This is a genomic window from Micromonospora sp. NBRC 101691 (assembly GCF_030269285.1).
In the GTDB taxonomy this organism is placed as follows: Bacteria; Actinomycetota; Actinomycetes; order Mycobacteriales; family Micromonosporaceae; genus Micromonospora; species Micromonospora echinospora.
The window spans coordinates 44684-66068 of record NZ_BSTB01000027.1 but is presented as its reverse complement, the minus strand read 5'-3'; the positions used below and the strand labels follow the sequence as shown (position 1 = coordinate 66068).

Below are 21385 nucleotides of genomic sequence, written 5' to 3'. Positions count from 1 at the left end.
ACATGTCTAGCGCAGGGGTCCGACACGCACCCGACGCCAGCGGTCCGACCCGCACCCCGACGCCAGTGGCGGCCGACGGCGGCGCGACCGCCCGGAACCCCGGCGTGCGGTGTCCGGGCGGAGCCTACCGGCCTGACGTGGACAGGTCCGGACGGTCGGCGGCCAGGCAGGCCAGCGCCTGTGACCGGTGGTCGAAGACGAGGAAGACCGACTCCAGCCGCATCGTGTGCAGCACGGTGAGGACGAACCGGGAGGGTGCCACCAGGCAGAACGACCGGCCCTGCTGCCGGGCCTCCCGATGGGCCCGGACCAGCAGGCCGAGGCCGGTGGAGTCGAGCATCCCGACCCGGCACAGGTCGAGCACGACGTCCCGGTCCCCGGAGAGCGCGGCGACGAGCGCCTCCCGCAGGACGTCCGCCACCAGCACCTCGATGTCGCCGCTGGGGGTGAGCACGACCGCTTCGGGCAACTCCTCGACGTCCACCCGCCAGGCTCGCGGCCCGTCCGTCGGGTCCGCCGGTCCGTCGGCGTCCGGCGGTGGCGCGACCAGGGACGCGACGGTACAGCCGGCGCAGCGGTGCGGCCCGACCGCGAAGGGCGAACCCTCCCAGCCGTGGTCGTTGAGCACGGTCCAGACGACCTCGGGCTCCGGGAGGACGGCGGGCACCGCCTCGACGGAGTTGCCGCACCGGTCGCAGATCAGGTTGACGGTGCCGGAGCGCAGTCCGGGTACGACGGTCATGCCCGCCCCTCGGGGTGGAGGGTCCGGCCACGGTGCCGGCGGCCGGACGTCGTGACGGCCCTCACCGCGCGCGGACGGGGACGGTGGCCCGGGCCCGGACCGGCGAGACCGGGACGGCCGTGGCGGACGACGGGGCACCGACGGGGGCGGCACCGGCGACGCGCGGGCTGCCGGAGCCGGTTTCGGAACCGGAAGTGTCGACCGGATCCGACTCGGCGACGACGTGGAAGACCTGGTCGACCCGGGCGACCTGGAGCAACCTCCGGATCCGGGGCGACGGGGAGCGCAGGGTGAGCGCTCCGCCGAGTCGCCACATCCGCCGGTGCGTGTCGAGCAGCAGGCCGATGCCGGCCGCGTCGACGTGCGCGCACGCCGACATGTCGATCACCAGTCGGGTCGGCCGCCGGGCGACGACGGCGTCGACCACCGGGCCCAGCTTCCGCACCCCGGTCAGATCGAGCGGCTCGGTGACGGTGATTTCCATGTGATCCGTGCCGTGGTTGTCCCCCACGCCCGGCCCGTTCCCGTTCATCGCACCTCCCGAGTGCCCGTCGCGGGTCAGCCACGGCCCAGCCTCCCGGGGAGGTGTGGCGGTCGTCTCCCGAACATGTGACGGATCGATGACAAACATCCCCTGCCCCCGCCCGGTTTGCGGTCGACCCGGTCGGGCGGGTCATGATGGCCGGCATGACGGGAGTGCTGGTGATCGAGGACGACGACCGGATCCGGCTGTCCCTGGTGCTGGCGCTGGAGGACGAGGGCTACGCCGCACGCGGAGCCGCCACCGCCGAGGAGGGGCTGCGCACGCAGCGCGCCGAGCCCGCCGACACGGTCCTGGTGGACCTGATGCTGCCCGGCGTGGACGGCTTCGAGTGCATCCGGGAGATCCGCCGCTCCGACGACGTGCCCATCGTCGTGGTCAGCGCCCGGGACGACACCCACGACATCGTCGCCGCGCTGGAGGCCGGAGCCGACGACTACCTGGTCAAACCGGTCGCCGTCAAGGAGCTGACCGCCCGGCTCCGGGCGCTGCGCCGACGCGCGCGGGCCGCCGCCGGGGTGACCACGACCGTCCCGACGCTCGTCTTCGGGGACCTGGAGATCCGGCCCGACGGTGGTGAGGTCCGGCTCGGCGGCGCGCCGGTGGCGGTCACCCGCACCGAGTTCCGGCTGCTCTGCGAGCTGGCCCAGCACCCCGGTCGGGTGCTGTCCCGGCAGCAGTTGCTCGAACGGGTGTGGGGCTACACGGTCGGCGACGAACGTCTGGTCGACGTGCACGTGGGCCGGCTCCGGCAGAAGATCGAACGGGACACCGCCGCGCCCCGCCACCTGGTCACCGTCCGGGGGCTCGGCTACAAGTTGCAGCGATGAGACGGGCCGGGCTACGCACTCGGGTGGCCGCCGGTTTCGCCGCCGGCGCACTGGCCCTGTCCACCTCGATCGCGCTGGCGTCGTACCAGTTCACCCGAAGTTCGCTGCTGGCCGAGCGGGAACGCACGGCGGTGCGGGCCGCGTACTTCGACGCCACGATCGTGCAGGCCGGGCTGACCGGCGAACGGCCGGACATCATCGAGGTCCTGCGGTCGCTGGACACCGGTGGCGACCGGCGGGCCGTGCTGCGCCGCGACGGGATCTGGTACGCCCGCAACGTCGACGCCGGGGTCACCACCGGCATCCCGGAGCGGATGCAGCGGCTGGTCGCCGACGGCACCCCGGCGGTGCAGCGGATCCGCGCCGACGGGCAGCCGGCCGTGGTGGTCGGCGTGCCGCTCTCCCCCACCACCGCCTACTACGAGGTCGACTCGTTGCAGGAGCTGGAGGAGACGCTGCGCACGGTGGCCCTGGTGCTGACCGCGGTCGCGGTCACCACGGCCGTGGCCGGCGCGGGGATCGGCTGGCACATGACCCGGTACGTGCTGCGCCCGCTGCGCCGGGTCGGCGACGCGGCCGAGGAGATCACCGCCGGGGACCTCAGCGCCCGGCTGGATCCGGCGACCGAGCCGGACCTGGCCCGGCTCACCACGTCCTTCAACCACATGGTCGACCAGTTGTCCCGGCGGCTGGAGCGGGATCGCCGGTTCGCCGCCGACGTCAGCCACGAACTCCGGTCGCCGTTGCAGACGCTCGCCGCCGCCGCGAGCGTCCTGCACCGGCGGCGGGACCACCTCGACGACCGGACGCGGACCGCGACGGACCTGGTCACCGACGAGATCGCCCGGTTCCAGACGCTCGTGAACGACCTGATCGAACTCGCCCGCAGCGACCAGCCGGCGGAGCGGACCCCGGTCGCGGTGGGTGATCTCGCCCGGCAGGTGTGCCGGGGACGGGGGCTGCCCGAGACGCTGGTGCGCGTCACCGGGCCGGGCACCTGGCTGGTCGACCGGCGACGGGTCGAGCAGTTGCTGGGCAACCTGCTGGACAACGCGGTACGCCACGGCGGCGGCCCCTGTGCCGTCCGACTCACCGCGCAGGACGGGACGTACCGGGTGGAGGTCGACGACGAGGGACCGGGCGTCGACCCGCAGGACCGGACGGTGGTCTTCGACCGCTTCGTACGCGGGCGTGGGGCCCACGCCCGGGGCGGCGGCGACGGCACCGGCCTGGGGTTGGCGCTGGTGGCGCAGCACGCCGCCGCACACGGCGGACGGGCGTACGTGGTGGACCGGCCCGGCGGCGGCGCGCGTTTCCGGGTCGACCTGCGGGAGCCCCGGTGCTGAGCAGCGACGCGCGACGGCACCCCGCCCCGGGCCGGCCCGGCGGGCCACGACGGCCGAGCCTCCGGCGGGCGGCCCTGGTCGCGGCGGCCGGAGTGCTCGCCCTGGCCGGCTGCGGGGTATCCGCCGAGCAGGTGCCCCGGGAGGTGACCCCGCCGCAGGGGCCGTTCCCGGCGGTCGGGTCCCCGGCCCCGGCGGCCACCGAGAGCGGCACCGTGGTCCAGCGGCTCTGCTACGTCCGGGACGACCGGCTGGTGATGGTCAACCGCCGCGTCCGGGCCCTGCCGACCGCCCGGGAGCAGATCGAGTTACTGCTGGACGGGCCGGTCGCCGGCGAGCAGGACGACCGGCTGACCAGCGCCCTGACCGGGGTCAACGTGGTCACCGACGTGCGGGTGGCCGACGGCGGGGCGACGGTGGCCGTCGGTGAGCGGCTGGCCGGCACCGGACGCAACGACGAGGTGCTCGCGTTCGGCCAGATCGTCTGCACCCTGACCAGCCGAGCCGACGTGGACCGGGTCACCTTCGTGCAGGGCGGCCAGCGGCTCGGGGTGCCCCGGGCCGACGGTTCGCTCTCCACGGCTCCGCTCACCGCCGCCGACTACGCGGCCATGGTCTCCCCACGCTGACCGGGGGCGGGGTGGGGACCACCCCGCCCGTACGGTCGCTACAGCGTCCGGGCCAGCCGGTCGGCGAGGATGCGGGTGAACCGGGACGGGTCGGCCAGCTCCCCGCCCTCGGCGAGCAGTGCCATCCCGTGCAGCAGCTCGGCCGTCTCGGTCAGCACCTCCTTGTCGCCGTCCTGCTCGTGCGCCGCGCGCAGCCCGGTGACGAGCGGGTGGGTCGGGTTCAGTTCGAGGATCCGCTTGACCGACGGGACGTCCTGCCCCATCGCCCGGTACATCTTCTCCAGCGTCGGGGTCATGTCGTGCGCGTCGCCGACGATGCACGCCGGGGAGGTGGTCAGCCGGGACGAGAGGCGGACCTCCTTCACCTGCTCGGAGAGCTGCTCGCCCATCCAGGTCAGCAGCGCCTCGAAGTCCTTGCGCTGCTGCTCCCGCTCCGGTTCGGCGTCCTTCTTCTCCTCCTCGGTGTCCAGGTCGACCTGGCCCTTGGCGATCGACCGCAGCGGCCGGCCGTCGAACTCGCCGACCCGCTCGACCCAGACCTCGTCCACCGGGTCGGTGAGGACCAGCACCTCGTAGCCCCGGGCGCGGAACGCCTCCATGTGCGGCGAGTTCTCGATCATCGACCGGGACTCGCCGGTCATGTAGTAGATGTCGCTCTGACCGTCCTTCATCCGCTCGACGTACTGGGCGAGGGTGGTCAGCTCGGTCTCGTCCCGGGTCGAGGCGAGCGAGGTGATCTCCAGCAGGGTGTCCCGGTTCTCGGTGTCGTCGATCAGCCCCTCCTTGACCGCGCGACCGAACTCGGTCCAGAAGGTGCGGTACCGGTCGGGGTGCTCGGTCATCATGGTGCGGACCGTGGCGAGCACCTTCTTGACCAGACGGCGGCGGACCACCCGGATCTGCCGGTCCTGCTGGAGGATCTCCCGGGAGATGTTCAGTGACAGGTCGTGCGCGTCCACCACGCCCTTGACGAAGCGCAGGTAGTCCGGCATCAGCGCCTCGCAGTCGTCCATGATGAAGACGCGCTTGACGTAGAGCTGGACGCCGCGCCGCCCCTCCCGGGCGAACAGGTCGAACGGCGCGTGGGAGGGCAGGAACAGCAGCGCCTCGTACTCGAAGGTGCCCTCGCCCCGCATGTGGATGGTCTCCAGCGGGTCGACCCAGTCGTGGCTGAGGTGCTTGTAGAACTCCTTGTACTCGGCCTCGTCGACCTCGCTGCGGGGTCGGGCCCAGAGCGCCTTCATCGAGTTGAGGGTCGCCACGTCGGTGGTCGTCTTCCCCTCGGCGTCGGTGCGCTCCACCGTCATCCGGATCGGCCAGGCGATGAAGTCGGAGTACCGCTTGACGATCTCGCGGATCTTCCAGTCGGCGGTGTAGTCGAAGAGGTTGTCCTCGCTGTCCTCCGGCTTGAGGTGCACGGTGACCGAGGTGCCCTGCGGCGCGTCGTCGACCGACTCGATGGTGTAGGTGCCCTCGCCGGTGGACTCCCACCGGGTGCCCTCGGTCTCCCCGGCCCGACGGGTGACCAGCTCCACCCGGTCGGCGACCATGAACGTGGCGTAGAAACCCACCCCGAACTGGCCGATGAGGTCCTGCGAGGCGGAGGTGTCCTTGGACTCCCGCAGCTTCCGCAGCAGTTCGGCCGTGCCGGACTTGGCGATCGTGCCGATCAGCGTGACCACGTCGTCGCGGGACATGCCGATGCCGTTGTCCCGGACGGTCAGGGTCCGCTTCTCCCGGTCGACGTCGATGGCGATGTGCAGGTCGGACGTGTCGACGTCGAGCTCCTTGTCGACCATCGACTCCAACCGCAGCTTGTCCAGCGCGTCGGACGCGTTCGAGACGAGCTCCCGCAGGAAGACGTCCTTGTTCGAGTAGATCGAGTGGACCATCAGCTGGAGCAGCTGGCGTGCCTCGGCCTGGAACTCGCGCGTCTCGACCCCGTTGCTCACGGGCGACTCCTTTCCGTTACAGGTGGTGTCGCCGGACAGGATACGAGCCGGCGGCCCGGCCCTCCGGCAGGGGCGACCCTGACACGCGGCTCAGCAGGTGGGGCGGCGGACCGACCCCGGCCGGCTGTCGGCGGCGACTGTTACGGTGCCGTCGCCGTGGATGTGCGAGCCGGAGGTTGGCGTGACCATCAGTACCCATGTGACGACGTTCGACGGTCTGCCGATCGTCCGGTTCAGCCGCGAGGGGGAGCTGCCGGCCGACCCGTCGGCGGTGGCCTGGCGGGTGGAGGCCCCCGACTACGACTCCTCGCCGGAGGAGCTGGCGGCGGAACTGGACGCGCTGCTGTCGCGGGTGCCGGCGGACGCGGTCCGCGCGCTGGTCGTCGGGCGGTGGGGCAATGCCTACGAGACGACGGCCCCGGTCGAGCTGCTGGTCTCCCTCGCCCCCCGGCTGACCGGGCTGCGGGCGCTCTTCCTCGGCGAGATGACCTTCGAGGAGTGCGAGATCTCCTGGATCCGGCACCGGGAGATCACCGGGCTGCTGGAGGCGTACCCGGCGCTGGAGGTGCTGCGGGTGCGCGGCGCGGACGGGCTGACGTTGCAGCCGGTGCGGCACGAGGCCCTGCGCGAGCTGGCGTTCGAGTCCGGCGGCCTGCCGGCCACGCTGGTCCGGGCGGTCGGTGACTGCGATCTGCCCGCCCTGACCCACCTGGAGCTGTGGCTGGGTGTGGACGACTACGGAGGCGACGCGACCGTGGCCGATCTCGCCCCGGTGCTCGCCGGCGAGCGCCTGCCCGTCCTGCGGCACCTGGCGCTCTGCAACGCCGAGATCGCCGACGAGGTCGCCGCCGCCGTGGCCGCCGCGCCGGTCGTGGCCCGGCTGGAGGTGCTCGACCTGTCCCGTGGCACCATGACCGACGCCGGGGTGGACGCGCTGCTCGCCGGTCAGCCGCTGACCCACCTGCGCCGGCTCGACCTCCACCACCACTACCTCTCCGACGAGGCCGCCCAGCGGCTCGTCACCCGGCTGCCCGGGGTGGAGGTCGACGTCTCCGACCGGCAGGAGCCCGACGAGGACGACGACGAGGTGTACCGCTACACCGCCGTCGGGGAGTAGCCCGTGTCCGACACCTCCCGGGCCGAGGGCCGGGACGGGAGTCTGTCGTTGACGGTGGTCGGCAACCCCGACAACCGTCGGGTCCGGCTCTTCGCCGAGGCGGCGGTCGGGGCGGGCCTGCCCCGGCCGACCGTGCTGCCCTGGCGTGACCTGCTCACCGGTGCCGCCCCGCCGCCGGCGGGCACGCTGGTGCGGGTCGACTCCCCCGGCGAGGACGCCGAGGTCGACCGGCTGCTGCGGGGGGCCACCGAGCCGGCCCGGCACGGCGAGATCGTCGGCCTGGCCGCCGCGCACGCCGGACTGCGCCGGGCGCTGGACCGGCTCGCCTCCGGTGGGGCGACCCTGCTCAACCAGCCCGCCGACATTCTCGCGATGTGCGACAAGCGGCGCTGCCACGCGACGCTCGACGCCGCCGGGGTGCCGGTGCCGGCGGCGCTGGGCGAGGTCACCGGCTACGCCGGGCTGCGGGCGGCGATGCGCCGGGCCGGCTGGACGCGGGTGTTCGTCAAGCCGGCGCACGGCTCGTCGGCGTCCGGGGTGCTCGCCCTCGCGGCCGACGGGTCCCGGGTGCTCGCCACCACCCCGGTCGAGCGGGACGACGGGCGGCTGTTCAACTCGCTGCGGGTCCGCCGGTACACCGACGAGGCCGAGGTGGCGGAGATCGTCGACCGGCTCGCCCCGGACGGGCTGCACGTCGAACGGTGGCTGCCCAAGGCGGGGCTGGCCGACCGGGTGGTGGACCTGCGGGTCGTGGTGGTGGCCGGTCGCCCCACCCACGCCGTGGTCCGGGCCGGGCGGGGCCCGATCACCAACCTGCACCTGGGCAACGCCCGGGGCGACCTGGCGGCGGTACGGGCGGCGGCCGGACCGGCCAACTGGGCGGCGGCGATGGCGACCTGCGCACGGGCCGCCGCCTGCTTCCCGGACACCCTGCACGTCGGCGTCGACCTGATGTTCACCGTCGGCTGGGACCGGCACGCCGTCGCCGAGGTGAACGCGTTCGGCGACCTGCTGCCCGGGGTGCTGGCCGACGGCCGGGACACCTACGCCACCCAGGTGCAGACGCTGCTCGGCGGCTGGCGTCCGGCCGGTGGGCGGCCCGCGTCCGCCGGGGACCGGTCCGCGTCCGGGACGGCCGGCGGGCCGGTGGGCGTCCCGCACGGCCGGGCGGGGCGGGAGGCGGCGTGCGCGACCTGATCGGTTCCCACGACCTGCTGCTGGTCACGCTGGACACGCTCCGCTTCGACGTGGCCGACGACCTGGTCCGCGCCGGGCGTACCCCGGCGCTGGCCCGGGTGCTGCCCGGTGGACGGTGGGAGCGGCGGCACAGTCCGGCCAGCTTCACGTACGCCGCCCACCACGCGTTCTTCGCCGGCTTCCTGCCCACCCCCACCGCCCCGGGGCCGCACGAACGGCTCTTCGCCGCCCGCTTCCCCGGCAGCGAGTCGGCCGGGGCGGCCACCTGGGTCTTCGACGCCCCCGACCTGCCCACCGCGCTACGCGCCGAGGGCTACCACACGGTCTGCCTCGGCGGGGTGGGCTTCTTCAACCTGCGCAGCCCGCTCGGGGCGGTGCTGCCCGGTCTCTTCACCGAGGCGTACTGGGAGCCGGGGTTCGGGGTGACCGCGCCCGACTGTGTGGACGCGCAACTGGACCGGCTGGCCGAGATCGTCGCCCGGGTGCCCGCCGGCCGCCCGCTGTTCAGCTTCCTCAACGTGGCCGCGCTGCACCAGCCGAACCGGCACTACCTGCCGGGTGCCGAGACGGACGACCGGGCCAGCCACGCCGCCGCGCTGGAGTACGTGGACAGCCGCCTGGACCGGCTCTTCGCGCTGGTCGCCGGGCGCGGCCGACCCACCTTCGTGATCATGTGCTCGGACCACGGCACCGCCTACGGCGAGGACGGGCACACCGGCCACCGGTTCGGCCACGAGGTGGTCTGGACGGTGCCGTACGCCCACTTCACCCTCGACCCGGGAGATTCGTGACCCTCGACGGCTCGCCCTACCAGGGCTACCTCTACGCGTACCCGCACAAGACCGCGTACCGGCCGCTGCGGCCCCGCCCGGCGCTGCGGGAGGTCTGGGCGGCCCAGCCCCGCGACGCGCTCTTCCTCTACCTGCACCTGCCGTTCTGCGAGATGCGCTGCGGCTTCTGCAACCTGTTCACCCGGGCCAACCCACCGGTCGAGCAGGTCAGTGCCTATCTACGCCAGCTCCGCCGGCAGGCCGGGCGGGTCCGGGACGCCCTCGGCGACGCCCGGTTCGTCCGGGCGGCGTTCGGTGGTGGCACCCCCACCTACCTGGAGGCCGGTGAGCTGGCCGAGCTGTTCGACATCGCGGAGGAGACCGCCGGCGGGCCGCTGGCCGGGCTGCCGATCTCGGTGGAGACCTCCCCGGCGACCGCCACCCCGGACCGCCTCGCCGTGCTCGCCGAGCGGGGCGTCACCCGGGTCAGCATCGGGGTGCAGAGCTTCCTCGACGTCGAGTCCCGCGCGGCGGGCCGGCCGCAGCGCCGCGCCGAGGTCGACCGCGCACTCGACACGATCCGGGCGGCGGGCACGCCGGTGCTCAACCTCGACCTGATCTACGGCATCGACGGGCAGACCGCCGAGACCTGGCGGACCAGCCTGGAGACGGCGCTGACCTGGCGGCCGGAGGAGCTGTACCTCTACCCGCTCTACGTGCGGCCGTTGACCGGGCTGGGCCGGCGGGCGCACACCCGCGCCGACTGGGACGCCGAACGGCTGGCCCGCTACACCGAGGCGGTGGAGCTGCTCGGCGCGGCCGGCTACCGGCAGGAGTCGATGCGGCAGTTCCGCCGCGCCGACGTGCCGACACCGGAGGGGCCGGACTACTGCTGCCAGGACGACGGCATGGTCGGGCTGGGCTGCGGCGCCCGGTCGTACACCACCGCGCTGCACTACTCCTTCGACTACGCGGTCGCCGTCTCCGAGGTCCGGGCGGTCCTCGACGACTACCTCGCCCGTCCGGCGGACGACTTCGACCACGCCGAGGTGGGGTACCACCTCGACGCCGCCGAGCAACGGCGTCGCTGGCTGATCCAGTCGCTGCTGCGCGCGGAGGGGGTCGATCCGGGGGCGTACCGGAAACGGTTCGGCAGCGCTCCCGCCGACGACTTCCCCGAGCTGGCCGAACTGACCCGGCGCGGCTGGGCCACCGACGACGGCACCCGACTCACCGCCGCCGGGCTGGCCCGCTCCGACGCGATCGGGTCGTGGCTGGTCTCCGCGCCGGTGCGGCAGGCCATGAATGGGTACGCGCTCCGGTGAACCTGTCGATCCTCTACCGGGGCCCGCTGGCCAGCTGCAACTACGACTGTCCGTACTGCCCGTTCGCGAAGCGGCACGACCCGCCGGAGCTGCTCCGCGCCGACCGGGCCGACCTGGCCCGGTTCGTCGACTGGGTGACGGCGACCGACGGCGTCCGGCTGTCGGTCCTGTTCACCCCGTGGGGCGAGGGGCTGACCCGCAGCTGGTACCGCGACGCCATGGTCCGCCTGTCCCACCTGGCGCACGTCGACCGGGTGGCGATCCAGACCAACCTGGCCGCCCGGCCGGACTGGCTGGCCGAGGCCGATCCGGCGACGGTGGCCCTGTGGACCACGTACCACCCCGGCCAGGTGACCCGGGAACGTTTCCTGGCCCGCTGCGAGCGGCTGCGCGAGCTGGGCGTGCGCTTCTCCGTCGGGGTGGTCGGGCTGCCCGAGCACCTGGCCGAGGCGCGGGCGCTGCGCGCCGCCCTGCCCGACGAGGTCTACCTCTGGGTCAACGCCGCCGACGGGCACCGGTACGACGCCGGGCAGGAGGCGGCCTGGACGGCGCTGGACCCGCTCTTCGGGTACAGCGTCCGCCCGCACCTGTCGCTGGACCGGCCCTGCCACGCCGGGGAGACCGCGGTGTCGGTGAACGGTGACGGCACGGTCCGCCGCTGCCACTTCGTCGCCGCGCCGATCGGCAACCTCTACGACGGCTCGTGGCGGGCCGCCCTGGCCCCCCGGGCCTGCCCCAACGCCGTCTGTGACTGCCACATCGGGTACGTCCACCTCAAGCCGCTCGGCCTGCGGGAGGTGTTCGCCGACGGGGTGCTGGAACGGATCCCGGCCGGCTGGCCGGACCGGCACCGGTGACCGGGGCGGCACGCCGGGTTGCCCTGCTCTGCTACCTCTGTCGTCGTGCCGTCACCCGAACCGCTCGCCCGCACTGACGGACCGGCCGTACCCCGGCTGCTCCGCTGCCGCGTACCCTCGTCGCCGGTGTCGCCGCCCGTGCCCCGGCGGATGCCCGGCCGGACCGGCGTCGCCGGTCGTCCCGACCGCCGTCCCGGGCACGGCGCTCCCCTGGAGGCAGCCCGGTGAACGCCCACGACTGGCAGGTCTCCGGCTACACGCACCGGCGCGAACTCGGCTCGGGAGCGTCGGGTCGGGTGGTCCTCGCCGTACACGACGCCACCGGCACACCGACCGCGATCAAGTACCTGGTCGGGAAGGTCGGCGACGACCCGTCGTTCCGGGCCGCCTTCCGGGCCGAGGCCGAACTCCTCGCCGCGATCGACGACCCGCACGTCGCCCGCCTCTACGAGTACGTGGAGACGGCACACGGCGCGGCCATCGTGATGGAACTCGTCGACGGGGTCTCGCTGCGTCAGATGCTGCGCGCCAACGGCCCGACCGAGCCGGAGTCCGCGCTGTACGTTCTCAAGGGCTCCCTGCTCGGGCTGCACGCCGCGCACACGCGGGGGGTCGTGCACCGCGACTACAAGCCGGAGAACGTGCTGGTCACCGCCGCCGGTCAGAGCAAGCTCGCGGACTTCGGCATCGCCATGCCGATCGGCCGGGAGGCGGGCGGGTCGGTCACCGGCACGCCCCGCTACATGGCCCCGGAACAGTGGCGCGGGGCGGCGGCCACCCCGGCGTCGGACATCTACGCCGCCACCGCGGTCTTCTACGAGTGCCTGACCGGGCACGCCCCGTACACCGGGCCGGGCCTGATCGACCTGCGGGACCAGCACGCCCACGCGCCGATCCCCACCGACGCGGCCCCGGCCTCCGTGCACGACCTGCTCCGGCAGGGCCTGGCCAAAGCGCCGGAGGAACGCCCACAGCCGGCCGCCACCTTCCTGGACTGGCTGGAGACGGTGGCGGTCGGGGCGTACGGGCCGCAGTGGGAGGAGCGCGGGCGCACCCGGCTGGCCGAACGGGCCGCCCTGCTGGCCCTGCTCTTCCCGTCCCACCAGCCGAGCGACGGCAGCACCGCGGTCGCCGCCACCGTCCTCGCCGACGACCGGGGACGCGCCTGGGGCTGGGGCCGCAAGGCCCTGGTCGCCGGCGGTGTCACGGCGCTGCTCGTGACCGGGGGCATGAGCTACAGCTACGCCTCCCGTGAGGAGCCGGCGGTCGAACTCGCCGTGGAGCCGGGCCCGTCGGTCCCGGTCGTCGCGACGTCGGCCGCCGCGCCCAAGGACCCCACGCCCGGCCCGACGACGCCCACGCCCACACCGGTCCCGACGCCCACCACGACCCCGTCGGCCACCGCCGCGCCGACGGCCAGCGTCACCCCGACGCCGACCGCCACCCCGAGCCGGACCCCGTCGGCGACGCCGGGCCCGCTGGTGAGCACCACCCCGCCCCCGCCGCCGGACGTGACCGCACCGGCCCTGGGCCGGGTCGCCGCCAGCCCGCAGACGATCGAGCCGGCCGGCTGCCCGTACGGCCCGACGTCGAGCACGGTCACCGCGACCGTCGACGACGACCGCACCCCGCCGGAGTCGCTGCGGGTGAGCTTCCGGTACACGGTGGGCGGGAAGACCTCGACCGTGGCGATGTCGTACGGCCGCAGCGGCCACCGGGGCACCCTCGGTGGCCTGCCGGTGGACCGGTCGACCCCCCGCATCCCGGTCGACGTCACCGCCACCGACGCCGCCGGCAACACCGCCAAACCGGTCCGGGTGTACGTCACCTTCCAGCCGTACTGCACGCCGGGCTGACCGGCGGTGCCCCCTCCACACCGCACCGTCCCGCCCGGCCGGACCCCGACGACCACGGGAGGTCGTACCCGATGACCCAACCGACCCTGCCCACCGGGGCGCGCGTGGTGGGGCCGGCGCACGCCGGCGTCTGCGGGACGTGGTGGCGGGCGCTGACGCCGGACGGCAGCGAGCAGCTCGTGCTGCGGATCGCCGCCCCCGACCCGGCGCTGGCGGACCGGGTGACCACGGCGACCCGCGCGGTGGCCACCCTGCGTCACGGCGGCCTGCTCGGCTCCGCGGAGCCGATCCGGCACAACGGCGCGCTGTGGCTGGTCGCCACCGGGGCGTCCGGGTCGACGCTGTCGGAGCTGGCGGAGACCGACGGCCCCGGTCTCGACCTGCCGGCGGTGGCCACGATCGCGGCGGAGACCGCCCGGACCCTCGTCGCGCTGCACGCCGCCGGGCTCGGCCACGGCGCGGTGCACGGCCGCACGGTGGTGGTCACCGCTCTCGGCGCGGTGACGCTCACCGAGACGGCCCTGCTGCCGGCCCTGCACGGCGTGCCCGCCGACCCGGCCACGGACCGGCGGGCGTGGGCGGAACTGGTCCGCTGGCTGGTCGCCCGCTGGTGCGGCGCGCAGTCCGGCAGCGACCTGCTGCTGCGGTGCGCCGCGCGCGGCGAACAGGACCTGGCCCAGGCGGTACGGGAACTGCGCGACATCCCGCTGCCGGTGGGTTCCGACGGCCGGACGGGACTGCTGACCGCCGTCGCCGCCCACCGGCACCGGAGCGCGCAGGAGGACCCCACCGTGGCCGCCTGGCCGGCCCTGCCACCCGAGAACGCCTGGTACGGCAGCGCGCCGACCGAGGCGATCCCGACGGCCGTCGCGCCCACCGGGGTCGGGCCCGGCGGTCCGGTCGGTTCTCCCGGCGGGACCGAGCCCATCGAGGCGCTCACGGTCGGCGTACCGACCACGACACTGCCGGACGACGCCCCCACCGCCGCGCTGTCGACGTCACCGCCGGTGGACCCGTTCGTGTCGGCACGGGTACCGACGCTCCCGCCGTCACCGCCGGGCCGGACGTACCGGTCGGCCGCCCCGTACCCGACGACCGCCGACCCCGCCGTCCCGGGCCCCACCACCGAGGGGTACGCGCCGACCGGCCGGTACGAGCCCGTCGGCGGTTCCACCCCGCCCCCCGGCACCGAGGTGCGCTTCGGGCCGGGCGTACCCGCCGGGCCGCCGGTGGCACCCGGCTGGCAGCGTCCGCCGGCACCGCCGGCCCGGCCGCGCCGCTCCCGCTGGAAGTTGATCGGCTCGGTCCTCTCGACGCTGCTCACGCTCGCCCTGCTGGCCGCGGTGGGCCTGCACCTCTGGGAACGGTTGAGCCCGCTGGAGGTCCACTCGGTACGGGTGACCGTGGCCGAGCCGCCCGGCGAGCGCTGCGACGTGACCGTGGACGTGGTGGCGACCGTGGAGACCAACGGGCGGGCCGGCACCATCCGGTACCGGTGGCTGCGCGGCGGGGCCGAGCCGGGCGGCCTGCTCAGCCAGCGGGTGTCCCGGGGCCAGCGGACGGTGACGCTGCACCTGAAGTGGGCGGTCAGCGGGACGGGCACGACGACGGAGACCGCCGTCATCGACATCACCGAGCCCAACCCCACCCAGGGGCGGACCATCTTCCGCTACCAGTGCCGGGCCGGGTGACCGGTCGGGTAGACCAGCGGGTCGACGCCGTCCCGAGGCGGTCCCGACCGGTAGCGTGCCGGGTGTGACCCTGCGCACCATCCGGCACCGGTCGGGAATGCCGGGCCGCCGTCGGCATTTGGTCGCAGACATGAGCGCACTCGATCAGACAGGCGGTGTCCGGTGAGCATCACCCGGGAGGCCGTGACACCACCCGCGCCGACCCCCGGCGAGCTGATGAGCCCCGGGCAGCGGCTCCGGCTCGTCCTGGTCCTCGGGTCCCTCATCGCGATCGGGCCGCTGACCATCGACATGTACCTGCCGGCGCTGCCGGCGATCGTGGACGACCTGAGCACCACCTCGGCGGCGGTGCAGCTCACCCTCACCGGCACGCTCGCCGGGCTCGCGCTCGGGCAGCTGGTGATCGGGCCGCTATCCGACGCGCTGGGCCGCCGGACGCCGTTGCTGGCCGGCACCGCGTTGCACGTCCTGGCGTCGCTGCTCTGCGTGATCGCCCCCTCCGTGGAGGTGCTCGGCGCGCTGCGGGTGTTGCAGGGTCTCGGCACGGCCGCCACGGCGGTCGTCGCGATGGCCGTGGTCCGCGACCTGTTCAGCGGGGCCGCGTTCGCCACCCTCTTCTCCCGGCTGATGCTGGTGATGGGCGTCGCGCCGATCCTGGCCCCCACGCTCGGCAGCGAGGTGCTGCGCTGGACCAGTTGGCGGGGCATCTTCGTGGTGCTCGCGATCTTCGGGGTGGCCCTGCTCGCCGTCGCGGCCTTCGGCCTGCGGGAGACCCTGCCGGTGGCGCTACGGCGCTCCGGCCGGATGGTCGACACCGTGCGGACGTACGGAACGCTGCTGCGGGACCGGGTCTTCGTCGGCCTGGTCCTGGTCGCCGGTCTCGCGATGGCGGCGCTGTTCGCGTACGTGTCCGGGTCGTCGTTCGTGCTCCAGGACCAGTACGGCCTCGACGAGCAGGAGTTCGGCCTGGCCTTCGGCGCGGGCGCGGTGGGTCTGATCCTGGCCACGCAGCTCAACGTCCGGCTGCTGCGGCGGTACACCCCGCAGCGGATCCTGCTGTTCTCCCTCGTCGCCGGCACCGTCGCCGCGCTGGGGATGCTCGTCTTCGCGGCCACCGGTCTCGGCGGGCTGCCCGCCCTGCTGGCCACCCTCTGGGTGGTGCTGGCGGCGGCCGGGTTGGCCATGCCCAACGCCCCCGCGCTGGCGCTGTCCCGGCACGGCGAGGCGGCGGGCACCGCGTCGGCGCTGCTCGGCGCGGTGCAGTTCGGCGTGGGCGCGGTCGCGGCGCCGCTGGTGGGCGTGCTCGGCACCGGGGCCGTGGCGATGGCGCTGGTGGTGACGGGCGGTATGGCGTGCGCGATCGTCGTACTGCTGGTCGTGGTCCGCCCGGCCCGCCTCGGCGCGCTCGACGTGGTGCCGGTGGCCGGCGCCGCACACTGAACCGGCCAGCCCCACGCACCGCCTCCCGGCCGGCACCGGCCGTGCCGGGCGGGAGGCGGTGCGCCGCCCACCACCGTCCGGCACGGCTGTGCCAGGCTGTCCACGTGGCTCAGCGACCTCTCCTCCTCATCGACGCCCCAAGCCTCTACTTCCGCGCCTACTTCGGCGTCCCGGAGTCGAGCGCGCGGACCGCCGACGGCAGCCCGGTCAACGCGGTACGCGGCTTCCTCGACATGCTCGCCACGCTGGTCCGCACCCGTCGGCCCGACCGGATGGTCTGCGCACTCGACTACGACTGGCGGCCCCGGTGGCGGGTCGAGCTGCTGCCGTCGTACAAGACGCACCGGCTCGCTCCCGAGGGCGAGGGGGAGGTGGTCCCCGACACGCTCGGCCCACAGGTGCCGGTGATCCTCGACGTGCTCGCCGCGATCGGCATCGCCACGGTGGGCGCCGACGGCTACGAGGCCGACGACGTGCTCGGCACCCTCGCCACCACCGAACCCGCGCCGGTCGAGGTGGTCTCCGGGGACCGCGACCTGTTCCAACTCGTCGACGACGCACGGCCGGTGCGGCTGCTCTACGTCGGCCGGGGCGTGGCGAAACTCGAGGACTGCGACGACACGGCGGTGCGGACCCGGTACGGCGTCCCCGCCGACCGGTACGCCGACTTCGCGGCGCTGCGCGGCGATCCCAGCGACGGCCTGCCCGGCGTGCCCGGCGTCGGGGAGAAGACCGCCGCCCGCCTCATCGAGCGGTACGGCAGTGTCAGCGGCATCCTCGCCGCGCTGGACGAGCCCGGCTCCGGCTTCGCCCCCGGTCTGCGGGCCAAGCTCGACGGGGCACGCGGTTACCTGGCCGTGGCGCCGACGGTGGTGCGGGTGGCCCGGGACGTGCCCCTCGCTCCGATCGCCACGGCACTGCCGGCGGCTCCGGTCGACCCGGAACGGCTGCTGGAGCTGGCCGAACGATGGAACCTGGCCAGCCCGGTGCGACGGCTGGTCGACGCCCTCGCCAACCACCCCTGACGCCGCTGGACGCTCCTGCCGCTGCACACCGCGCCCCGCCGGCGTGCGCTGCCGGCGTGCGCTGCCGGCGTGCCTGCAGGGGCCCCTTGTTCCTCGTTTCTGCCCTGTAGGGGGCCCCTGCTACCACCGCAGCCGCCCCTGGCGCGGGGTGACGTGGGACGCGTCAGCGGGGAGCGTCGTCGCGGCGGCGTGGGAACGGGGTGCCGCCGGGCCGGCCGAGGGTGGTGCGGGTGGAGTGGGCGCGCAGCCCGGCCGGGTCCGGCGGGGTGGCCGGTTCTGCGGGGGTCGGGGCCGGTTCCCGGCGGGCGTCCAGGTACGCCGCGCCCGCCCGGTCCTCCTCGGTCGGGGCGGCCAGCAACGCGTAGACCAGTCCGACCACCACGAGGATCACCGCCAGCACGATCGGCACCAGCAGGGTGCTCACGCCCGCGCCGGGAAGCTGACCCTGCCGGTCGTGCAGGTGCACGGTGAGGGCGCTCATGCCGGTGAAGTGCATTCCGTTGACCGCGACGCCCATCACCAGCGCCGAGCCGACGAGGGCGAGCAGCCGGCGGACGGTCACCGCCAGCCAGAGCGCCACGGTGGCCGCCACCACCGCGATCGCCACGGACAGGGCGACCCGGGTGCGGTCGTAGTCGAGGTCCCCGTGGAGTCGTAGCGCGGCCATGCCGGTGTAGTGCATCGCGGCGACCCCGGCACCGGTGAGGAGGCCGCCGGCCAGGATCCGGAGGGCGGAGACCCGTCCGGTGCCGGCGATGGCCAGCCCGGTGCCGACCGCCACCACGGCGATGACCGCGCTGGCCACGGTGAGCGGGACGTCGTACCGGATGCGCGTGCCCTCGACCGCGAACCCGAGCATGGCCATGAAGTGCATGGTCCAGATGGCGGTGCCGCCGATCGCCCAGGCGGCGAGGATCCCCCACCAGGCCCGCTGGCCGGCGGTACGGGCGGTGCGGATACGGCCGGCGCAGACCAGCCCGAGGAACGAGCCGAGCACGGACAGGGCGTAACTGAGCGCGGGCGTGATCCATCCGTACTCAAAGTGATTGATCGTTGCCATGGTCTTCTCCCCGGAAGCTCCACCGGCGCGCAGCCTGCGCCGAAGCAATGATCGGGGACGTCTCTACCAGGCACAACGGCACCCCCCGGGTTACCCGGGGGGTGCCGTTGCGGTGACCTTTCGATGCGTCGATTGCCGCCCGGCAATCACGTACGGTTACGATCAGGCGGTGGTGTGGTACGCCAGCACACCGCGCTTGACGGCGGCGATCGCCTGTCGGGCGGTGGCGCGCAGCTCGGTGGACGCCCCGCCGGAGTCGGCGAGCTGCCCGAGCAGGTCGACCACCTGCCGGGCCCAGCGGACGAAGTCCCCGGCCGGCATCTCGCCGTCGAGCTGGTGGCCACTGGCCAGCACCTTGGCCAGCACCTCGCCCCGCGCCCAGCGGTAGATCGGCCAGACGAAACCCAGGTCGGGTTCCCGGGTGACGCTGAGCCCCCGGGACGCCTCGTCCGCCTCGATCTCGCTCCACAGCTTCAGCGTCGCGTCGACCGCGTCGACGATCGCGCCGCGCGGCACCGAGGCCCGCTCGTCGACGTCCCGCCGGGCCTCGAAGACCACCACCGACACCGCGGCGGCCAGTTCGGCCGGGGAGAGCCCGTCCCAGACGCCCCGGCGCAGGCACTCGGCGACCAGCAGGTCCGCCTCGGTCCAGATCCGGGCCAGCATCCGACCGGCGTCGGTGACCGACCCGTCGGCGGTGAGGTAGCCCCGGGCGGTGAGCAGCGCGACGATGCGGTCGAAGGTACGGGCCAGCGAGCCGGTCCGGCCGGAGACCCGCTGGCGCAGCTCCTCGGTGTCGCGTTCCAGCCGACGGCGGCGCTCCGCCCAGCGGGCGTGCTCCTCCCGTTCCGGGCAGCCGTGGCACGGGTGGCGGCGCAGTTCGGAGCGGAGCTGGGTGAGCCGGTGGTCCTCCCCCGCCGTCTGCCGGGACCGGCCGCCGCGCCGCCCACCGTGCCGGTCCAGGCCGGTGGCGCTGACCTCGGCGGCGAGGTCCCGGCGGGCCGCCGGGGAACGGTGGTTGAAGTGCTTGGGCACCCGGATCCGGGCGAGCACCTCGGCCGGGGTGGTGAAGTCGCCCGCGCTGATCCGTCCCGCCCAGCGGTCCTGGGTGAGCACCAGCGGCCGGGGCTCGCCGAACCCGCCCGTGGCGGGGTCGATGACGACCGCCAGACCGGCCCGTCGCCCGGACGGCACCCGGATCACGTCACCGACCCGCAGCCGCTCCAGCGAGGCGACCGCCGCCGCCTTCCGCTGGGTCTGCCCCTGCCGGGCCAGGGACCGCTCCCGGTCGCCGATGGCCACCCGCAGCGCGAAGTACTCGTCGAAGTCGCCCTGGTGGCAGACCGCCTCCGCGCCGTACGCCTCGATGGTCTCGGTGTTGCGCTGCACCTGGCGGGCCAGGCCGACCACCGAGCGGTCCGCCTGGAACTGCGCGAACGACGACTCCAGCAGCGCCCGGGCCGGCTCCGCGCCGACGCTGCCGACCAGGTTCACCGCCATGTTGTACGACGGCCGGAAGCTGGACCGCAGCGGGTACGTCCGGGTGGAGGCGAGACCGGCGACGTGCCGGGGGTCGGTCTCCGGTGACCAGACCACCACCGCGTGCCCCTCGACGTCGATGCCGCGCCGACCGGCCCGTCCGGTGAGCTGGGTGTACTCCCCCGGCGTCAGGTCGACGTGGGCCTCGCCGTTGTACTTGACCAGCCGTTCCAGCACCACGCAGCGGGCCGGCATGTTGATGCCCAGGGCGAGGGTCTCGGTGGCGAACACCGCCTTGACCAGGCCCCGGACGAACAGCTCCTCGACGACCTCCTTGAAGGCCGGCAGCATGCCCGCGTGGTGGGCGGCGAGGCCACGCTCCAGCCCGTCGAGCCACTCCCAGTAGCCGAGGACGGAGAGGTCCTCGCCGGGGATGGCGGTGACCCGGCTCTCCACCACCCGACGGATCTCGGCGCGTTCCTCGGGCGAGGTGAGCCGCAGTCCGGCGGCGAGGCACTGCTGCACCGCCGCGTCGCAGCCGGCCCGGCTGAAGATGAACAGGATCGCCGGGAGCAGCCCTTCCCGGTCCAGCCGGTCGACGATGTCCGGGCGCAGCGGGCCCCGCCAGCGGGGTCCGCGTCGCCGGTCCGCGCCGGTGCCGCGTACCTCCCCCAGTTCCAGGCGGCGCAGCGTGTCGCGGGTGTAGCGCAGCAGTTCCGGGTGTACGTCGTGCTTGCGGGCCGCGTCGGCGTCGTGGAACAGGTCGAACATCCGCTTGCCGACGAGCATGTGCTGCCACAGCGGCACCGGTCGGTGCTCGCTGACCACCACGGCGGTCTCGCCCCGGACCGTGACCAGCCAGTCGGCGAACTCCTCGGCGTTGGAGACGGTCGCCGAGAGGGAGACCAGGGTGACCGAGGCGGGCAGGTGGATGATCACCTCTTCCCAGACCCCGCCCCGGAACCGGTCGGCGAGGTAGTGCACCTCGTCCATGACCACGTACGCCAGGCCCTCCAGGGTGGCCGATCCGGCGTAGAGCATGTTCCGCAGGACCTCGGTGGTCATCACCACCACCGGCGCGTCCCCGTTGATCGCGTTGTCGCCGGTGAGCAGGCCGACCTGGTCGGCGCCGTACCGGTCGACCAGGTCGTGGTACTTCTGGTTGGACAGCGCCTTGATCGGGGTGGTGTAGAAGCACTTGCGGCGGGGCTCGTCGGGCGACACCGGTCGGGTCGGGGTGCCGCGCAGCGCCAGGTGCACGGCGAACTCGCCCACCACGGTCTTGCCGGCGCCGGTCGGGGCGCAGACCAGGACCCCGCTGCCCCGTTCCAGGGACTGGCACGCCTCGCGCTGGAAGTCGTCGAGGTCGAACCCCAGGTCGAAGGCGAACTCGTCCAGGGCCGGGAAGAGGGAGGCCTGCGCGGCCCGGCGGCGCGCCGCGGCGTACCGCTCGGCGGGGCTCGACATGCCACCAAGATTAATGCGTCGCCGCCCGGCACACCCGCCAAGGCCACCCAGCGCCCCCGCCCGG

General features: G+C 74.4%; 17 protein-coding genes. 12 read left to right on the top strand and 5 right to left on the bottom strand.

The features are described 5' to 3' along the window. Positions 1-124: 124 nt before the first annotated feature. Both QSK20_RS29380 and QSK20_RS29375 read right to left on the bottom strand, forming a co-directional pair. Complete coding sequence (locus QSK20_RS29380; protein WP_285791861.1) at positions 125-742, bottom strand: STAS domain-containing protein; 618 nt, start codon at positions 740-742, stop codon at positions 125-127. 61 nt (positions 743-803) lie between these two features. Beyond that, positions 804-1274, bottom strand: coding sequence for an STAS domain-containing protein (locus QSK20_RS29375; RefSeq protein WP_285791860.1), 471 nt, complete (start codon positions 1272-1274; stop codon positions 804-806). Positions 1275-1429: 155 nt separating this feature from the next. Here QSK20_RS29375 and QSK20_RS29370 point away from each other — a divergent pair, with 155 nt between their 5' ends. Genes QSK20_RS29370 through QSK20_RS29360 form a run of 3 tightly spaced genes read left to right on the top strand, consistent with a single transcriptional unit; the run spans position 1430 to position 4085 of the window. Next, complete coding sequence (locus tag QSK20_RS29370; protein ID WP_285791859.1) at positions 1430-2113, top strand: response regulator transcription factor; 684 nt, start codon at positions 1430-1432, stop codon at positions 2111-2113. After that, entirely contained in the window at positions 2110-3459 is a 1350-nt protein-coding gene (locus tag QSK20_RS29365; protein WP_285791858.1) for a sensor histidine kinase, read from the top strand. The genes QSK20_RS29370 and QSK20_RS29365 overlap by 4 nt, the downstream gene beginning before the upstream one ends. Continuing rightward, positions 3453-4085 carry a GerMN domain-containing protein gene (locus tag QSK20_RS29360; RefSeq protein ID WP_502889064.1) on the top strand — a complete coding sequence of 211 codons (633 nt, stop codon included), beginning with the start codon at positions 3453-3455 and terminating at the stop codon, positions 4083-4085. The genes QSK20_RS29365 and QSK20_RS29360 overlap by 7 nt, the downstream gene beginning before the upstream one ends. A gap of 38 nt (positions 4086-4123) precedes the next feature. Here the strand turns inward: QSK20_RS29360 and htpG are convergent, their stop codons facing one another. After that, positions 4124-6037: a molecular chaperone HtpG gene (gene htpG / locus QSK20_RS29355; RefSeq protein ID WP_285791857.1), complete on the bottom strand. Its 1914-nt coding sequence runs from the start codon at positions 6035-6037 to the stop codon at positions 4124-4126. A gap of 181 nt (positions 6038-6218) precedes the next feature. Between htpG and QSK20_RS29350 the strand changes: the two genes are divergently transcribed. The 9 genes from QSK20_RS29350 (at position 6219) to QSK20_RS29310 (ending at position 17315) form a co-directional block, all read left to right on the top strand. After that, positions 6219-7154, top strand: a complete 936-nt coding sequence (locus tag QSK20_RS29350) for an STM4015 family protein (protein ID WP_285791856.1) — start codon at positions 6219-6221, stop codon at positions 7152-7154. Positions 7155-7157: 3 nt separating this feature from the next. Continuing rightward, positions 7158-8351, top strand: coding sequence for an STM4014 family protein (locus tag QSK20_RS29345; protein ID WP_285791855.1), 1194 nt, complete (start codon positions 7158-7160; stop codon positions 8349-8351). Next, entirely contained in the window at positions 8339-9142 is an 804-nt protein-coding gene (locus QSK20_RS29340) for an STM4013/SEN3800 family hydrolase (protein ID WP_285791854.1), read from the top strand. Before QSK20_RS29345 ends, QSK20_RS29340 begins: the two co-directional genes overlap by 13 nt. Beyond that, complete coding sequence (locus QSK20_RS29335; RefSeq protein ID WP_285791853.1) at positions 9139-10446, top strand: STM4012 family radical SAM protein; 1308 nt, start codon at positions 9139-9141, stop codon at positions 10444-10446. The genes QSK20_RS29340 and QSK20_RS29335 overlap by 4 nt, the downstream gene beginning before the upstream one ends. Next, positions 10443-11303 carry an STM4011 family radical SAM protein gene (locus QSK20_RS29330; RefSeq protein ID WP_285791852.1) on the top strand — a complete coding sequence of 287 codons (861 nt, stop codon included), beginning with the start codon at positions 10443-10445 and terminating at the stop codon, positions 11301-11303. The genes QSK20_RS29335 and QSK20_RS29330 overlap by 4 nt, the downstream gene beginning before the upstream one ends. 224 nt (positions 11304-11527) lie before the next feature. Next, on the top strand, positions 11528-13159 hold the full coding sequence (locus tag QSK20_RS29325) for a serine/threonine-protein kinase (protein WP_285791851.1): 1632 nt from the start codon (positions 11528-11530) through the stop codon (positions 13157-13159). A 71-nt stretch (positions 13160-13230) separates the two neighbouring features. Next, a complete protein-coding gene (locus tag QSK20_RS29320) occupies positions 13231-14850 on the top strand; it encodes a hypothetical protein (RefSeq protein ID WP_285791850.1) in 1620 nt (539 codons plus the stop codon). Between the two features lie 216 nt (positions 14851-15066). Beyond that, on the top strand, positions 15067-16290 hold the full coding sequence (locus QSK20_RS29315) for a multidrug effflux MFS transporter (RefSeq protein ID WP_502889066.1): 1224 nt from the start codon (positions 15067-15069) through the stop codon (positions 16288-16290). 104 nt (positions 16291-16394) lie between these two features. Beyond that, positions 16395-17315 carry a 5'-3' exonuclease gene (locus tag QSK20_RS29310; protein WP_285791848.1) on the top strand — a complete coding sequence of 307 codons (921 nt, stop codon included), beginning with the start codon at positions 16395-16397 and terminating at the stop codon, positions 17313-17315. 163 nt (positions 17316-17478) lie between these two features. Here the strand turns inward: QSK20_RS29310 and QSK20_RS29305 are convergent, their stop codons facing one another. After that, positions 17479-18375, bottom strand: coding sequence for an MHYT domain-containing protein (locus QSK20_RS29305; protein WP_285791847.1), 897 nt, complete (start codon positions 18373-18375; stop codon positions 17479-17481). A 162-nt stretch (positions 18376-18537) separates the two neighbouring features. Next, positions 18538-21321 (bottom strand): DEAD/DEAH box helicase, encoded by a 2784-nt coding sequence (locus QSK20_RS29300; protein WP_285791846.1) that lies wholly within the window; start codon positions 21319-21321, stop codon positions 18538-18540. Positions 21322-21385 lie beyond the last annotated feature (64 nt).

What these genes read in the sequence shown, in the direction of transcription:
- QSK20_RS29305 (WP_285791847.1), bottom strand. Translation starts at nt 18,375, where the DNA reads ATGGCAACGATCAATCACTTTGAGTACGGATGGATCACGCCCGCGCTC.
- QSK20_RS29370 (WP_285791859.1), top strand. Translation starts at nt 1,430, where the DNA reads ATGACGGGAGTGCTGGTGATCGAGGACGACGACCGGATCCGGCTGTCC.
- QSK20_RS29320 (WP_285791850.1), top strand. Translation starts at nt 13,231, where the DNA reads ATGACCCAACCGACCCTGCCCACCGGGGCGCGCGTGGTGGGGCCGGCG.
- QSK20_RS29375 (WP_285791860.1), bottom strand. Translation starts at nt 1,274, where the DNA reads ATGAACGGGAACGGGCCGGGCGTGGGGGACAACCACGGCACGGATCAC.
- QSK20_RS29380 (WP_285791861.1), bottom strand. Translation starts at nt 742, where the DNA reads ATGACCGTCGTACCCGGACTGCGCTCCGGCACCGTCAACCTGATCTGC.
- QSK20_RS29365 (WP_285791858.1), top strand. Translation starts at nt 2,110, where the DNA reads ATGAGACGGGCCGGGCTACGCACTCGGGTGGCCGCCGGTTTCGCCGCC.
- QSK20_RS29300 (WP_285791846.1), bottom strand. Translation starts at nt 21,321, where the DNA reads ATGTCGAGCCCCGCCGAGCGGTACGCCGCGGCGCGCCGCCGGGCCGCG.
- QSK20_RS29315 (WP_502889066.1), top strand. Translation starts at nt 15,067, where the DNA reads ATGAGCCCCGGGCAGCGGCTCCGGCTCGTCCTGGTCCTCGGGTCCCTC.